Origin of the sequence: Streptomyces sp. NBC_01224, from assembly GCF_036002945.1 — a bacterium.
In the GTDB taxonomy this organism is placed as follows: Bacteria; Actinomycetota; Actinomycetes; order Streptomycetales; family Streptomycetaceae; genus Streptomyces.
Genome location: NZ_CP108529.1, coordinates 9,399,891 through 9,415,028, shown reverse-complemented (window position 1 = coordinate 9,415,028; position 15,138 = coordinate 9,399,891). Strand labels below are relative to the sequence as shown.

Here is a 15,138-nt window from a genome sequence, read left to right as displayed (position 1 = left end):
GGGCAAGGCAAGGCGGGGCGGGTCCCCGCCCGACTGAGGTGGGGCAGCCCCGCAACCGTCCCATCCGAGGGAGGAACCCATGGACAGGGCTTGGCCCCGTTCGAGGTACGGCGGGCCAGGGCATGAATCCCCTTGGGCTGCATGCAAATGATCTGGCCGGCGGCGCAGGCACTATGCGGTCTTGTGACCACCGGCCAGCGCCGATAATCGCCGGTTGTCCTGAGGATTACGGCGTTTCCGAAGACACGGGGGAAACGAGTGGGTAACAGGAAAAGGGCCGTGGTGTCAGTGGGAGGTGCTGTGCTCGCGCTGCTGACACTTTCGGGATGCGGCGGAATCGATGGAAAGATCGCGAACTACGACAGTGTCGCCGTCTGGCCGAACGCGAACCCTATCGGCTCGCAGCCAGAACAGCAGCTCACGACGCTGACACCGATCACAGTCGACTGCTACGAGCCAGGCAAGACCGATGCCAGTGGCTACGGCTACGGCGCCACGTACAAGATCTCCTACGACGGCGGCTCAGGGTATATCGACGCAAGCACATCGATCATGAGCGACGATGGCGAAGTGACGCCTGAGATGGTGTCCGCGTGCTGATCTCCCGACCTGCTGAAGCAGGCGCACATCCAACCGAACCCTGGTAAAGGGCGGCACAAAAGCCCGGAACATCAATATTGGTCGAAGAGTACGATAACGGGCGGCGTTGTATCACCAGCACCGACGCCCGGCGGGCTGCCGTGCTCTCGCGAATCGTGCTTTCACGCGATAGTTGAGCAGGCTTGCGAGCCGTCGGAGGCCTATCAGATCGGGGGAGAGAGAATGGGCCTTCTACACGCTTGGCGGATACAGAGGCTGGTTTCAGGCGCCAGGGTCGCCTTTGACCAGGGTGAGCAGACGTTCAGCGTCAGCTTCGACATCGATACCCGCGCCCTGTCCATGAGGAAGATCCGCAAGGAGGTCGACTTGATCGTCGCTCAAATAGAGCCGACCGGTTGGCAGTGCGTCAGGGTTGCCCCCTTCCTCGCGTCGGTGAACATCGACTTCATCCGCTCCACGGAGGCACTGCTGGCCGTGGAGGAGGAACCCATGGACATAGACCGCATCGACCCGGACCTCAAGGAGCGGCTGAAGGTGCGCCGCCTCTTCCTCTTCCAGGAGCCCTTCGATCCTCGCGGCGAGCAGAAGGTGTCCGTGCGCCTGGGCGAAGGCTCTCCGGACGGCTTCCCGGTCGGTCACGTCGTGTCCTCGGGATCCACGTGGCTCTCCTATGCCCGGGTACCGTGCGACGGCACCTTCAGGAACAGGGAGTTCCTGGGGCCGCAGACGTTCGAGGAAGCACTGGACACCGTCCTGACCTTCGCCCGGTACGACGACCTCCTGCGCAGTTCGGAGCGGTCGTACAGCACGGTCGTGGGTATGGAGCGGGCAGAGTGGCTCGCCGGACACACAGAACCGGCGGGGATCACCCACCTCGGGGACGGCAGGGTCCGGCTCACCGAGTCCGCCGTCGCCTATCTGCGTAATCCGCCGCCCGGAATCGGCCTTTTCCTTTTCGTCACTGACGACGACAAGCTGTGGATCGACGGGGATACGTATCCGATGACACCTGACGCGTAATACGGCACTGGTACTGGCGCATTTGATGTCAGAAGCGACAGCCGGCGCCGACCGGCCCAGGGCGCGGCGGCCACAGTCGGTGGAAACCGGCCTTGCAGTCCCGCGGCGCGATGTTGAGCAGCCGCCGCTCCGTGCCGACCGAGCCTTCGGCCGCGAGCAGTCGGCGCGCGTACTCGGAGGGGCAGGCGACGCGGTGGGGGCGGTGCGGACATCACGGCTTGGCGGACCACGGTGTGCGACGACGGCCCGTCAAAGCCTGGAGGCCGCTGAGGGTGCGGGCGAGCGGGGCAAATCTGCGGGGATCAGCGCTCCATGATGGTGTCCGTGTACGCGCGCCTGATCGCGGAACTCTGCAGTGGGGGGGGGCGGATGGCCGGGGCTACTGTTCTGTTCGTCCGGTGGGGTTGTGCGAAGGGGGTCTGGGGATGCTCTCGGAGGCGTTGACGGCACTGGCTGCGGCTGGTGGCGCTGCCGTGGTGCAGGCGGCGGGTACGGATACGTGGGCCGGGGTGCGCGGGGCCGTGGCGCGCCTGCTGGCCAAGGGAGACCCGGAGCGCGAGCGCCACCAACTCCGGAGGCTGGACCGTACCGCTAACGCGGTGACAACTGAGGGCGGGGCGCTCCAAAGGTCCCTTCAGGCGGCCGCTTGGCAGGCCGATCTCGCGGAGTTCCTTGAACAGCTGGAAGGCGTCGAACGCGAGCGGGCGATTACCGCACTCCAGGCACTGGCCGAACAGCCCTCAGCGCTGGGCCGTGGCGGAGACACTGTCACAGGCAACACCTTTCACGGGCCCACTGCGCTCCAGACCGGTGCTCACAGCGTCCAGCACAACCACTTCGGCTCGTGAGCGACGACAGCACTGGTGGTGTGCCCGGCCGCGACGAAGCGGAGCGGGCCGAGTTTCACGGGCCGACCGCGGTTCAGACCGGTGCTCACAGCGTCCAGCACAACCACTTCCACACGGCAGTGCGCAGACTGAGGCTTGGAGCACTGCCCTGGGCCAAGAGCGGCGGCAAGGTGGATTCGTTCGTCTCGACCGTAGTCGTTCTGGCCTTTCTCCTTGGGCTCCCCAGCTGGTGGTTGTGGCACGAGAACCAGGAGAAGGAGAGGCAGAACTCGATCGTCACCGTGTGCGGTCAAACAAGGAATGCCTATGGCCAACTGGCAGCCAGCTACAGCATCCACGGCTTGGGCAAGGACAGCAATGGCACCCGCAGGGCCTTCGCTCACCAGGTCGACGAAGCCGCTGGTGCCACCAGCGATTCGAAGCTCGCCAAACTGCTCAAGTCCCAGTCGGCCGATACCTCCGGCTACGCCGATGCTGTTGAACGAAACGACAAGACCGCCGTACAGCGCTATGCCGTGCAGAGTCAGAGCTCTGCCCAAGCCCTGCTGGACTATTGCAGAGCCAAGGCCAGTATCGACGTGTACTGACATCCCGGCCCTGGCTCGGTCGATGACGAAGAGCAGCGTTTCCCGGGCAGCTCGGGAGGGGCGAACGCCTGGCGGCGGGCCGGGATGTCGATGAGGTGGACGGCACTCTGCGGCGTCGGCCGGAGCCGTCCGCCGTCGGCATCGGGGCGGGTCAAAGACAAAGACGTGAGAGCGACCGAGAGGTGGGTGTCGCCCAGCGGCATCGAGCTCGACCGGGCCAAGGGAGTGCCAGGGCGGTGCCCCGCACACAGTGGTGCTCACCGCACAGAGGACATCGTCCGGCGGGGCGCGCCTCGCCCGCGGCGGAGCCCGCCTAACGTACGGGAAGCACGTCACTTGCCCGGGAGGTTCCGTGCCCCGTACTCACCCGAAGAGATTCACGCGTCACTTCGAGGCCATCGAACCACCGCGCAACGCCGAAGTCGTGATCGGCGTGGTGTCAGTGACAGTCCTGGTGATGGCCCTCGGTGCCCTGTCCGGATCCCCGGTATGGCTTCTGGGGCTGCTTGTGTTCCTGCCGGGGACGGCGTCGGCGCTGTGTACCGTACGCCAGACGAAGTTTGTGTCTGCGTGGACCACGCTCGTGGTCACCGTCACCGTGCTGGTAAGTCAAGGTGACGGGCGTTCGTGGCTCAACACGATCCTGATGGTGCTGCTCACCCTCGCCCTCGGCGCGGCCTCCGTCTACGCCTGCCACCGTCGTATCCACCGCGAGCACGAGATGCTGCGGCTACGCTCCACCGCCGCAGCGATGCAGCGCCACATCCTGCGCCCTCTGCCTATGCTCACCGACGACGTCCTGGTCGAGGGCGTGTACGAGCCTGTGCAGGAGGACCGGCTCGTCGGTGGCGACATCTACGACGTCGTCGTCTCTCCGTGGGGGTCCCGGGTTCTGATCGGCGATGTCCAGGGCAAGGGCCTGCCCGCGGTCGGTGCCGCGTTCGCCGTCATCGGCGCCTTCCGTGAAGCGGCCCACCGGGAGCCCACCCTGACCGCGCTCGTCGATGCCCTCGATGCCTCTGTCGTACGGCACAACTCCTATGCTGCACAGACCGGCGACGACGAACGGTTCGTCACAGCGCTCATCGTCAACGTCGACGCGCACGACGAGGTACAAGTCATCAACTGCGGGCACATTCCGCCGCAGCTGCTGCACGACGCCACCGTCATCACACCGGCCCTCGACTCCGGCGTCCCCCTCGGTCTCGCCGAACTCACAGCCGAACCCGCGACCGTCGACTGGTTCGCCTTCCCGCCCGGCGCGACGTTGCTGCTGACCACCGATGGGCTCACCGAGACCCGCGCCGCCGACGGCGCGTTCTACCCCGTCACCGAACGCCTCACCGAGCGCGCGTCGCTCTCTCCCACCGAACTGCCGCGCGCCCTCTACGACGACGCGCGTGCTTTCGCCGGAGAGGGCGGCCAGCACGACGACGTCGCGGTCCTGTCTGTCCGACGGTCACCGCACCGCTGAGCGACACAGCGCACGTACACGCAAGGGCCCGGCCGCCCTCGGATGGCAAGCAGGGTCGGAGCTGAGCTTGTCCCGCTTTGACGGACACCCTTGGTGTGGTGGTCAGGCCGCCGATGCCTTCCGGCCGGGCAGCAGATAGACGGGACAGCGGGTTTCCGCGTCCACCAGAATGGTGCCGTAGTGGCGGCCCTTGCGGTGGCGTGCTCATCGACCCCAACCACCTATGGGGGTGGTGTCTGTGGGTCGGGCAATGCGTGGACCAGCCGCAGCCGGGTGCTGCGGCTGGCGGACACCCAGAAAACGAGGGCCATCCGGGCGCCGGCCCCGGCCCGCGAGCGCGAGACCGACCGCCGGCGTCGAGCGCAGGCGTTCAGTCCACCGGCTGTACCTCCGAGTCAGCCCTGACAGCTGCTCGACGAACCTACAACCGCTACGGCGGCGTGCGGCACATGCTCGCCGCCTTCGATCTGGCCACCGGCAAGCTGTACTGCCGCATCCGCCCGCGCGAGCGGTGGCGGGAGTTCCTCGGCCTCCTCAAGGCGCTGCGCACCCGCCGGCCTGGAGAGACGCTGTACGTGGTGCTGGACAACTTCTCCCCGCACAAGCACGCCAAGGTCCGCGCCTGGGCTGCTGACGACGACATCGAGCTGGCTTCCTGCCGACCTACGGCTCCTGGCTGAATGGGATTCACCGGGATTCCCGGAAGACGCCCCGGTCTTCGGGCTACGCCGCACTGGAGGCGCTGAGGCGGTCAAGGCCGAACGGCGCCTCCGCCCGAGGTCGGCGAGCCCTGACGGCCGGCTCTGGTGGGTGCCGCCGCGCGCGGCCTCGGGGCCAGTGCCGCGCGCAGCGCCGGGGTGAGGCTGTGACGGATCTCGGACGGGGTGAGGGCGGCGGGGGTGGGGAGGGGGTTGAGGTAGCGGGTGTAGATGAGGCCGCCGAGGATCGTCACCACGGCCGTGGCGCGGGCGGTCGCGTCCCGGCCGCCGAGAAATTCAACAAGCCGGGCCAGCAGCTCGCGTTCCAGGTATTCGCGGATCACCTCGGCGGCCTCGTCGCTCTGGGTGGTGAGCTGCTGGAAGTCGGCGTCCTCCCACAGGTCGGTCACCGCGTCGATCAGGCGGTCGGGGAGGGTGGCCGGGTCACCGCCGAGGACGTCGTCCACCGCCAGCGCATTGGCGCACTGGAACTGCATCACGTCCGCGAACAGGCCCTTCTTCGAGCCGAAGTGGTACGCGATCAGCGCCGGGTCGACCCCGGCGGCCCCGGCCACCGCGCGCAGGGTGGTGCTCCGGTAGCCGTGCTCCAGGAACAGCGAACGGGCCGCCGAGACGATCGACTCGCGGGTCGGCGGGTTGCCGCGGGGGCGGCCTCGGGTGCGGGTGGGGGCAGGGGCGGCGTTATTCATCAGCGTTGAGCCTGCGTTTGGTGAGCAGCACAGTCAAGGGCGTTCCGGTAACCGTACGAAGGGATGACCCGACACCATGCGTATCGCAGTCTTCGGTGCCAACGGACTGACCGGCCGCCGCCTCACCGACCAGGCCCTCGCCGCCGGCCACGAGGTCGTCGCTGTGACCCGCAGACCCGGCTCCCTGCCCGCGCGGCCCGGCCTTGCCGTGGCCGTCGCCGCCGCCACCGACCCGGCGGCTGTCGATGCCGCGATCGGCGGGACGGACGCCGTCCTCTCCGCGCTGGGCGCGCGCTTCAGCAAGGAGACCATCACCACGTACTCGGCGAGCGCCACCGTCATCACCAGGGCCATGGCCCGCCACGGCATCAAGCGGCTGCTCGCCGTCAGCTCCAGCATCGCCGACCCGAACTGGCGCCCTACCGGCGCGCACTTCTTCAATCATGTGCTCGACCCGCTGGTGAACCGACGTCTCGGCCGCACCCTTCACGAGGACATGCGCCGCATGGAGGCCGTGATCCGTCAGACGGGCCTCGACTGGACCTCCGTCCGGCCCTCGGGCCTCTTCGAGCACCTCGTCGTCACGGACTACCACACCGCCGAGACCAGCGCCGACGGCGTCTTCACCGCCCGTGCCGACCTCGCCGCGAGCATGCTGCGCGAATTGGCGGAGCGGCGGTATGTCCGTACGGCCATGGGCGTCATCACCACGTCCATGAAGCCGAACATCGCCAAGCTGATCTGGGAGGGCGTGAAGAAGAAGTGAGCCGCCCGACCTTTCAACTCCCGGTCGCCGCACGAGCGTTCCTCACCCTCCCGCACACGGCCACCCTCACCACCCTCCGGCCCGACGGCACCCCGCACGTCACCCCCGTCCGCTTCACCTTCGACGCCGCCACCGGCCTGGTCCGGGTGACCACCCGGGTGGGGGCCCGCAAGGCCCGGAACGTGGAGGCGGGCGGCCCGGCGGCCCGTGTCGCGCTCTGTCAGGCGGACGGCTTCCGCTGGATCACACTCGAAGGCCGGGCCGCCGTCACCGATGCCCCCGCGCGCCTGGCCGAGGCGGTCCGCCGCTACACCGTCCGCTACCGCGCGGACCCGCCCGCCCCGCTGGACCTGGTCGTCGTCGAGATCGCCGTCGACCGCGTCCTGAGCCTCAACCTCTGAATCCCCCGTATCGAAAGCGAAGTGACACCGCCATGCCCACCCTCCCCGTCCTCGATTCCGCCCTCTACTACCGCGAGTCCGGCGACCCCGACGGGCTGCCCTTCGTCTTCCTCCACGGCAACCCCACCTCCTCCCACCTGTGGCGGAACGTCCTGCCGGGGGTGGCCGCGCCCGGCCGCCGCCTTCTGGCCCCCGACCTCATCGGCATGGGCGACTCCGGCAAGCCCGACCTCGCCTACTCCTTCGACGACCACGCCCGCTACCTCGACGCGTGGTTCGATGCCCTCGGCCTTACCGAGGCCGTCCTCGTCGGCCACGACTGGGGCGGCGCGCTCGCCTTCGACCGCGCCGCCCGACTCCCGGGCACGGTCCGCGGCCTCGCCTTCACCGAGACCATCATCAAGCCGCTGGTCGACGACGAATTTCCGGCAGCCGGGCGGAAGTTGTTCACCCTGCTACGCACCCCCGGGGTGGGCGAGGAGATGATCCTGGAGAAGTCGCTGTTCATCGAGGGGCTCCCGGACACACTCGCCACCCCGCTCGACCCTGCCGACCTGGAGGTCTATCGCCGCCCCTTCCCGACCCCGCACAGCCGCCGCCCGGTACTGGCATGGACGCGCATGATGCCGCTGGACGCTGAGCCCGCCGACGTCGTGGCCCGCATCGAGCAGTACGACGCCTGGCTGGCCACCAGCCCCGAAGTCCCCAAACTGCTTGCCGCGTTCGAGCCGGGACCGGGCGCGATGACCGACCAGGGGACCGTGGCCTGGTGCGAGGAGAACATCGCGGGCCTGGAGGTCTCCCGCCACGGCCTGGCCGGCCACCACTCCCCGGAGGACCGCCCCGAGGAGTTGGCCGCGGCGATCAACGCCTGGGCCGACCACCACGGGCTGGCACGCCAGTAGGCGTCCTCGATCACGGCGGTGCCGATCCGCGCCGCCCGCGACCGCGAGGACATCTGCGGTTGGCCGGACGTCACCGACGGGCCGGTAGATCGTGCGCAGGGCATTCCGGTTCGGGTGATGTTCATGAGCGGGAGGGTGCACATGGCGGCGGCTTACCGTCGGGTGCTGACGCGACGGCCCGCCTGGCGGGCGCAGCGGTAAAGATCTGGTGATGGCCTCCCGCCCGACGGGACGGACATCGGACGCCAGCAGCCGGCGCGTCGGCGACGACACGCTCAGGAAGGCGCTCGTCAGCATGGCCGCCGAGCACCTGCCCGGCTACGCGAGCCGCCTCACGCCCCACGTCCTGCGACACTTCGCGGCCTCTGATCTCTACCAGAGCGGGACGGACATCGTGGCCCTGCAAGAGCTCCTCGGCCACGAATGGCTGCACACCACGATGATCTACGTCAACCCTCGGGAATTGCATCAGGCGGGCGAGAATCCGCAGGTCGCCTGGTCGAGGACCCGAAAGAAGAAGAGCCCGTCAACGGTGAGCTCACCTTCACCGAAGAAGCCCTCGACCACACCTGTCGCTACGGCGAAGAGACCATGGTCTTCAACGACCACGCCTGGGTGCTGACACCGGCGTGGCTGCGCGTCGACCACATGCCGCTCAATCTGGACTTCATCCTGGTGCCACCGTCGCTGCGCGATACCGCCAAGCGGCTGTTCTACGCCTTGCTCACTCAGAACACCCCGCCCGGCGAGCTGCCGATCTTGATCAGCAGCATCCGCACCTACTACGGCTGCGTGCGCCGCTTCCTGTTGTGGGCGAATCGCCACGGCCGCACGCAGGCGCAGATCACCGGTGAGGACCTGGACGACTACCACCGGCACGTGGTCGGGCTGCGGCTGTCGGTCGGCGCCACCAAGGGCCACCGCCGCGCCGTGCGCATGCTGTGGGCCTACCGCACCCGGCTTCCCGACCGCCTTGCGCAGGATCCGCTGCGGCGCACTGTCTGGCAGGCATGGGTGCGAGCCCACTCCCAGCGCACCGGGAAGAACCTCACCGACCGCATCCCCGAGCAGGTCCTCGGGCCCCTGCTGACCTGGGCGCTGCGTTGGGTCGACGACTTCGCCGACGATGTCCTCGCCGCCCGCGCCGAGAACGACACCATCGACGCCCGCCCACCGGCGGGCCCCGACCCGGTGGTGGCGCTGCACGCATTCCTCGACGACTACCGGCGCCGCGGGCAGCGGGTTGCCCGCGGCACCGCTGCGCCTGGCCACCGCGCGCCGCCGGCCGGATGCTGGGCTGGGGCTGTGAACGCCCGACGCAATGCGCGCGACGACGAACGGCTGCCCCAGCACTCGGAGTTCTCTGAGCGACGCGCCATCAACGTACAAGACCTCCTACGGCGTGGTTGCCTCACTGGCGGCGTCCCTGGGGGAGGAGAAATGGAGCAGCGCGGACTCGGCGGCGGCGTCGGTGTCGTCCTGCTCCTGGTCCTTGCCGTCGCCCTCGCCGCCGGCCCCGACGACCCGCCCGTCCTCATCGCCCGGCTGACCGAGGAGCTTGGGATCCGTTGCCGCGTTGCAGGCCGCTAGCCTGTCGGTATGTCAGAGCGTGTCGAGCGTGTCATGCCCGGTCGCACGGACGGCCTGATCACCCTGGGTGCCGCGGACGCTCTGTGGGTTGATCTGACGGCCGACAGTGCTGTGCCGACGGCTTCTGGGGCATTCACCTGCTCTCCTGCCCATGCCCGGGTGGGGTACGTCCTGCTCGGCGGCCATGTGGTGGCGACGGTGAGGGCGAGCGGCGGTCAGTGGAGTGTTCCGGAGGTTGAGGTGCGCCGGGCGGCCGCGGAACTGAACGCGGTTGGGATGGATCGGCAGGACCTGGTCCGCATCGGTCCGTTTCGTGGGGCGCCGAGGCAGGAGTGCAACGAGGAAACGCCGCTGCGTTGGCGCCAGCGCATCACGGGGGAACTGCAGGAGCTGGGCGGCCCCGAGCGGGCAGCACGACGTGAAGTCGGCCGGCCGTACCATCTGGCGGGGATCGACTGGCGACAGATACTTGTGGAGCAGACCCGCGACGGGACGCAGCGGACGTGGTGGCTGCCGCGCGCTGTGGTCAGGCTGCTGGATGCGGCCGAGCACGCCGAAACGCAGTGGGTGCAAGCCGCGCGGACCCGCCAGGCAGGCGCAGCCGTCACCGAGCCGCCCTCCTACCCCCGGCAGGCCCGAGACGCCGGCGGTCGGCAGACGACGAGCCCCGAGGGCCCCACCGCCTCACTGCGCCCGTACAACAAAGAGCTGGAAGGCCAGCTGTACTCGGTGCTCAGCAGGAAGCCCGGTACCTCCCGCAGGGTGGCTGGGTGGGCGTGCGCCGTCTGCCGCACTGCGCCCGCCACCGTGCTCGACCACTGCCACGAACATGGCTACGTCCGCGCCCCCGTCTGCCAGTCCTGCAACACACAGGAACGCCCCGACCACCTGTACAGCAACGACATCCGCGTGGCGAACCGCTACACACGTCTCTTCCACACCGACACCGACGACTGGCTCCGCCACTGGCACCGCTGCCCCGGCTGCCGCGCACGCACCACCCTGCCCGTGCCGCACCTCGCCGCATGGACCGCCCACATAGCCTGCCGATCGCTGCGCCCGACCCACCGCGCCCCCCGCGGGCGCAAGCCCTGCGGTGTCCTGCGCGTGTCCTGGACAGGCAGTCAGAACGCGCCCCGTTCCTGCCTGCTCACGGTCGCCGTCGACTTCTGCCCCTCCGGCGAGCACCGTGTCCTGGCGCGAGTCCCCTACCGCGAAGCCGCCGAGCGGTTTCGCGTCTGGTTGGCCGAGACGGCCCCTGCCGTGGCCGCCGCAGCCGGTCCTGACCGCTTGGACGGCCTCCCTGCCCAGTTCCGGCCAGTCATCGCGGACACCAGCGGCGAGGGCCTAACACTGTTCTGAGCGAGCGCCAGGAGACCTGACACCCCAACGTCACCTCGCAGCTGCTGGCCCCCGACACGCTCACCCCGCACGCCCCAGCGAAATACGCAGCAGAGTTGGGTCTGCAACGCCTCGTCCAGCCGCTTCAACAGCGTCTCGTCCATCCCCCCAGCAGCCCGCCACGGGGATGCCGCCGCCAGGCAAACCCTGGCACTCCACCCCGAAGATCCGAGACCAGGGCCGCTGCCGGGTGCAAGAAGGAGAGGAATAGCGCAGGGTCGGAACACTGCCTCTTCACCAGTACTGCTGACCTACGACCAGGCGCGCGCCTACGAGCTGCCCGCGACCAAGGGCAAGCGCGGCGATCCTCGGTGGCCGGCCTTTGCCGACCGCTACGGTTTCGACCTGCGCCACCCCGTGCAATGGGAGGTGGAGGCGCTGGAGCCGGCCGAACTCCAGCGACTGCTCCTCGCCGCCGTCGCCCCGTACGTCGACCGCCCGGCAGGTCGCCCGTGAACAAGAGCAACGCCGCGCCCTCACCGCCTTCCTGGACGGTTGGGACGCGGCGGGCGGGGGAGAGCCGTCCTAGCGCGGCGTCCCAGCGCGGCACGGGCACCTGGAGGCTCAACCTTGGCCAAGCCTCGCGCACGAGAGGAAGATGCCCGCCCAGGCGTCGCCGCCGGTGATGTGACGGCTTACCCCGTGTGCCGTTGTGCTGCTGCCGGTACAAGGACCCCACGGTGACGCCGGGGAGCGGCAGACGTCAGCCTTCCTGGAATTGGTCAGATGCCAGAAGGATTCTGCGCAGCCGCGTGCTCGGCCGGCTGGTCGAGCTGCTGCTGACGTCGCCGCTGCTCGTTACGCAGTACCTCGACTCTCTGGGTGAACTTGGCCAGGGCCTGATCCTCCTGGTCCGAGCTGAACAGGCTGTACTCGCCGACCCCCAACGAGAGCGCGTTGCTCTCCTCCTCGATGGCGTCCGCAGTCTGCTGCAGAAAGTAGCTGCGCTCGCGGTACTTGTAGTACCCGGTGAACGTACTTGCGAGAGTCACACAGAACCCGAGGACGATCACTGAGATCGTCTGCCAGGTCCACTGCTTCGCATCCAGCGCCGCAACGGTGGTGATCGTTGTCGAACCCACCATGACCAAGGACTGGAGACTGTTATGGACCCGTCGGTACTTACGGCTCTCCACCTGATAATGCTCGATGACCTCGGCTACTTCCTCCCGGTACAGCCCCCTGCGCTCGTGCAGCGCGACCGGCGCCAGCGCACTCGCCCGCCGCAGAGAAGCCCGGTCGGTCTCTAGCCGATCTTGCAACTCTGCCACGCTGCATTTGTACCGATCTGGGATCGCCCCGCTGTGCGTCCAAAACCAGTCCAGCTTGTCCGTCTTCCATAAATGATCGACAGACGTGATGAACAGGTACAGCGCCGAGACCGCAAGTACCGAACCCAAGACAGCGTTGCCAGAGACGAGCCACCTGTGGTGATCGGAATAAGCTGTCGACCACGCTACGAGGCCCGGCACGATCAAGACTGTCAGGATCAGCGCTGTTCGGAAGCGCCGTGTACGCCTCTTCTTCCACTCAAGATCACGCTCGTCCTGCCGGACGCCGATCTGCAGCTTCCGGATCTCAGCGTTGGATAAGAGGGTGGCGCGTGGAGTGTCTACCAACTCTGCTCCTGATTCCCATGTCACATCGGATGATTTCGGGAGTATCACGCGGCAGTTGGCCGCCGCGGACATGATTCACCGAGGCTGTGACACGGTCCATACAGGCCTCGCCACCACCGACCTGCCCGCCCGCCCGGACGCCTGCGAGCGCCGACCGAGCCGTCGTGGTCGGGCCGACCACGCTCCCGCTCGCACCGTGCACAGCCCCGCGGCTGCGCCGGCGGCGCGTGCCGAGCTGCGGCCGCTGGCCCGCACCCGAGGGGGCAGCGCGGGCGGCATGAAGCCCGCCTGGGGCACCGCATCCCGTCAGGAGCCGGAGTGCGACAGGGGCTGCGTGTTCCGTTGCGCCTTCTGTTGCAGCAGGGGTCGCGCCTTCTACTGCGCAGCCCGGCAGGCCGCTCCCGTGTCCGTGCAGGTCACCATGCGGTTTCGGTGTGGTGTCGGGCCGCTGACATCCCCGTTGCGGCCGCTTTTACCCATGTTCCTTGGCTGGCGTGAGGAGGGAAAGGCTGGGCGGGATGGGCGGCGCGGCCGCGGCCGGGGATCGGGAGTGCTCAGCCGGTTGCGCGTCGGCCGGGGGCGCCTCGCCTATGCCACCGTCGCCACGGTATCGCCTGGGGAAGAAGAAGACCGGCAGTCGCGATGCGGTCCTTCTGCGGCTGAGTCCTCACCGATGGGCGAGGCGGGAGAGTCCCTCCCAGATGGAAGACCACCTGGGAGGGGCGGCACATGGCACGGGCCCGGTCCTCCGACGGATCAGAGGACCGGGCCCGCTTCGTACTCGTAGCCGAAGGCCGCCACGTGGGCTTCGCGGCTCCTGCGCGCTGACCGGCTAGCTGGCCGTTCGCGCGCGGCACCGGGGCCCACCACCTGCTTGTCTTTGTCTCAGCCGTCTGCTGAACGACCGGGTGAGCGTGACGCACTATGGGGCTTCGGGACACGCTGCCACTTCTCCCGGGTCACAACTCCCGGGATTCGGCCGCCTATCAGCTCCTCGCGCTGCGGCTGTGAAACCGCCATCCCTCATATCCCAGACGACCGCCAGCGTGGCCCGGCCTCGTCCAGGAGGAAGCCAACCACGGTGTTGTCACTCGCTGGCGACGCCACTCGCGCGGAGCCGGGAAGACGCCGGAGCGCGGCGAGCTTGTTCTCCCACGCCTCCTCGCCTGGCTCCCACACCATCCCGGCCTCCGGTGCGTCCAGCAGGGTCTTGCGCCGCTCCTCCAGCTCCCCGGCCCGCAGCGCCTTCCGCTGCTGGTGCACCCACCTGCCCAGCGGGAAGTCCTTCGTGACGCCGACCTCGGTTTCCGTGTCGTACGGGACCGCGTAGAGGCCGGTGATCTCGTTCTCCGCCCGCCAGCGGAGCAGGGCCTGGTAGCCCTCCAGCCACACCAGGCTCTCGGGGGTAGACCCGGGTGCGCAGGAACGCCGCGATGGTCGCCGCGTCGCGCGGGCTGGAGAAGTGGAGCAGGGCCGACTCGGCAGCGGCGTCGGTGCCGTCCTGCTCCTGGTCCTCGCCGCCGTCCTCGCCGCCGGTCCCGACGATCCGGCCGTCCTCGTCACGCTGGACGTGCACTTTACGCTCGTGCTTGCCCCGGGACAGGGCGCGGGACGCGAGCTGCTCGACCAGGCGCTCATCGTGGGAGCCGCAGGCCCTGGAGCACGGCCACAAGCGGCTTGAAGCTCGCGGAGGCGACCATGTCCGTCGGGTCTTCCCCGGCCTCCAGGAACACCGGCACGATGATGCGCGCGATCTTCGTGCTGCCGTCGCGGTTCAGCAGCAGCGCCCGGCCGATGTTCTGCACGATCTCCACCTGCGAGCCGCGGGTGTCCGCGAAGCAGATCGCCTCCACCCCACGCTCGCCAGTGATGTCGACGCCCTCCCCGAGGAGCCGCACGGAGGCGAGGAACGCGCGGTGGACCCGGCGCCCGGCCGCGTCGATGCCGTTGGCGAACTGCTGCAGCGCCTCGCGCCGCTCGGACACGAGGTGGTCGCCGCACAGCCACGCCGACCACACCCGGTCCGGTGGGACGTGGTGGCCGGCCTCCCGCTCGTACAGCTCCGCGTCGATCGACGACTTCGGCAGCCGGTCAGCCTTCGCCAGGTCGTCGTCGGACGCCTCGGTGACGTACAGCTCCGCGGCCGTCTCCGGTAGCTTCTCCGCGAACGCGCGGGCCTCCTCGGCCTCCTCTACCCGCTGGTGGAACGTCATGACCGTATGGAGGTTGTGTGCGGCCGCGTGCTCCAGGAGCGCCGTCTGCAGGAGAGCGAGGCGCCGGCCCCGCAGCGCCTCCTCCGACAGCCCGAGCATCAGCGACGGGGCGCGGATGTCCAGGAGCGGTCTTTTTTGATCAGTAGTTGGTGGTCTGGCCTGCGCTGATCAGTTCGTGGTGCGTCTGTGGGTAGGGGATCCCAGTGTGCAAGTAGCCGCAGTGATTATGGGCGCTGTGCTGGAGCGAGGGTCTGGCCTGCGGGTTTGTCAGTCAGCTGGTTGGTGATCAGGTCGTGTCATCTGCGC

At 68.7% G+C, this 15,138-nt stretch carries 14 protein-coding genes and 1 pseudogene; 12 read left to right on the top strand and 3 right to left on the bottom strand.

Annotated elements, in window-relative coordinates; genetic code table 11:
• Nucleotides 1-300 precede the first annotated feature (300 nt).
• From OG609_RS42985 to OG609_RS42960, 6 genes are all read left to right on the top strand, one after another.
• Nucleotides 301-600 (top strand): hypothetical protein, encoded by a 300-nt coding sequence (locus tag OG609_RS42985; RefSeq protein ID WP_327277709.1) that lies wholly within the window; start codon nucleotides 301-303, stop codon nucleotides 598-600.
• A 366-nt stretch (nucleotides 601-966) separates the two neighbouring features.
• Entirely contained in the window at nucleotides 967-1,620 is a 654-nt protein-coding gene (locus OG609_RS42980; protein ID WP_327277708.1) for a hypothetical protein, read from the top strand.
• Nucleotides 1,621-2,045: 425 nt separating this feature from the next.
• A complete protein-coding gene (locus OG609_RS42975) occupies nucleotides 2,046-2,468 on the top strand; it encodes a hypothetical protein (RefSeq protein WP_327277707.1) in 423 nt (140 codons plus the stop codon).
• Nucleotides 2,465-3,055: a hypothetical protein gene (locus tag OG609_RS42970; protein WP_327277706.1), complete on the top strand. Its 591-nt coding sequence runs from the start codon at nucleotides 2,465-2,467 to the stop codon at nucleotides 3,053-3,055. Before OG609_RS42975 ends, OG609_RS42970 begins: the two co-directional genes overlap by 4 nt.
• Nucleotides 3,056-3,407: 352 nt before the next feature.
• Nucleotides 3,408-4,529, top strand: coding sequence for a PP2C family protein-serine/threonine phosphatase (locus OG609_RS42965; RefSeq protein WP_327277705.1), 1,122 nt, complete (start codon nucleotides 3,408-3,410; stop codon nucleotides 4,527-4,529).
• A gap of 449 nt (nucleotides 4,530-4,978) precedes the next feature.
• Nucleotides 4,979-5,209, top strand: a complete 231-nt coding sequence (locus OG609_RS42960; RefSeq protein ID WP_327277704.1) for a hypothetical protein — start codon at nucleotides 4,979-4,981, stop codon at nucleotides 5,207-5,209.
• Nucleotides 5,210-5,280: 71 nt separating this feature from the next.
• Here the strand turns inward: OG609_RS42960 and OG609_RS42955 are convergent, their stop codons facing one another.
• Nucleotides 5,281-5,937, bottom strand: coding sequence for a TetR/AcrR family transcriptional regulator (locus OG609_RS42955; RefSeq protein WP_327277703.1), 657 nt, complete (start codon nucleotides 5,935-5,937; stop codon nucleotides 5,281-5,283).
• Nucleotides 5,938-6,013: 76 nt separating this feature from the next.
• On the opposite strand from OG609_RS42955, the gene OG609_RS42950 reads away from it, so the two are divergent.
• The 6 genes from OG609_RS42950 (at nucleotide 6,014) to OG609_RS42925 (ending at nucleotide 10,961) form a co-directional block, all read left to right on the top strand.
• Entirely contained in the window at nucleotides 6,014-6,703 is a 690-nt protein-coding gene (locus tag OG609_RS42950; RefSeq protein WP_327277702.1) for an NAD(P)-dependent oxidoreductase, read from the top strand.
• A complete protein-coding gene (locus OG609_RS42945; protein ID WP_327277701.1) occupies nucleotides 6,700-7,104 on the top strand; it encodes a pyridoxamine 5'-phosphate oxidase family protein in 405 nt (134 codons plus the stop codon). Before OG609_RS42950 ends, OG609_RS42945 begins: the two co-directional genes overlap by 4 nt.
• Nucleotides 7,101-8,009, top strand: a complete 909-nt coding sequence (locus OG609_RS42940; protein WP_327278380.1) for a haloalkane dehalogenase — start codon at nucleotides 7,101-7,103, stop codon at nucleotides 8,007-8,009. The genes OG609_RS42945 and OG609_RS42940 overlap by 4 nt, the downstream gene beginning before the upstream one ends.
• 211 nt (nucleotides 8,010-8,220) lie before the next feature.
• A complete protein-coding gene (locus OG609_RS42935) occupies nucleotides 8,221-8,631 on the top strand; it encodes a tyrosine-type recombinase/integrase (RefSeq protein WP_382908084.1) in 411 nt (136 codons plus the stop codon).
• Nucleotides 8,601-9,599 (top strand): hypothetical protein, encoded by a 999-nt coding sequence (locus OG609_RS42930; protein WP_327277699.1) that lies wholly within the window; start codon nucleotides 8,601-8,603, stop codon nucleotides 9,597-9,599. Before OG609_RS42935 ends, OG609_RS42930 begins: the two co-directional genes overlap by 31 nt.
• Before the next feature lie 9 nt (nucleotides 9,600-9,608).
• Nucleotides 9,609-10,961 carry an endonuclease domain-containing protein gene (locus tag OG609_RS42925; RefSeq protein ID WP_327277698.1) on the top strand — a complete coding sequence of 451 codons (1,353 nt, stop codon included), beginning with the start codon at nucleotides 9,609-9,611 and terminating at the stop codon, nucleotides 10,959-10,961.
• Nucleotides 10,962-11,722: 761 nt separating this feature from the next.
• Here OG609_RS42925 and OG609_RS42920 read toward each other — a convergent pair.
• Nucleotides 11,723-12,619: a DUF4231 domain-containing protein gene (locus OG609_RS42920; protein ID WP_327277697.1), complete on the bottom strand. Its 897-nt coding sequence runs from the start codon at nucleotides 12,617-12,619 to the stop codon at nucleotides 11,723-11,725.
• Nucleotides 12,620-13,705: 1,086 nt separating this feature from the next.
• Nucleotides 13,706-14,958: pseudogene (locus OG609_RS42915) on the bottom strand (Helicase associated domain protein); the annotation flags it as partial.
• Nucleotides 14,959-15,138 lie beyond the last annotated feature (180 nt).

Coding starts and splice junctions, on each gene's coding strand:
- OG609_RS42975 (WP_327277707.1), top strand. CDS start 2,046: ATGCTCTCGGAGGCGTTGACGGCACTGGCTGCGGCTGGTGGCGCTGCC.
- OG609_RS42960 (WP_327277704.1), top strand. CDS start 4,979: ATGCTCGCCGCCTTCGATCTGGCCACCGGCAAGCTGTACTGCCGCATC.
- OG609_RS42955 (WP_327277703.1), bottom strand. CDS start 5,937: ATGAATAACGCCGCCCCTGCCCCCACCCGCACCCGAGGCCGCCCCCGC.
- OG609_RS42950 (WP_327277702.1), top strand. CDS start 6,014: ATGCGTATCGCAGTCTTCGGTGCCAACGGACTGACCGGCCGCCGCCTC.
- OG609_RS42935 (WP_382908084.1), top strand. CDS start 8,221: ATGGCCTCCCGCCCGACGGGACGGACATCGGACGCCAGCAGCCGGCGC.
- OG609_RS42930 (WP_327277699.1), top strand. CDS start 8,601: ATGGTCTTCAACGACCACGCCTGGGTGCTGACACCGGCGTGGCTGCGC.
- OG609_RS42925 (WP_327277698.1), top strand. CDS start 9,609: ATGTCAGAGCGTGTCGAGCGTGTCATGCCCGGTCGCACGGACGGCCTG.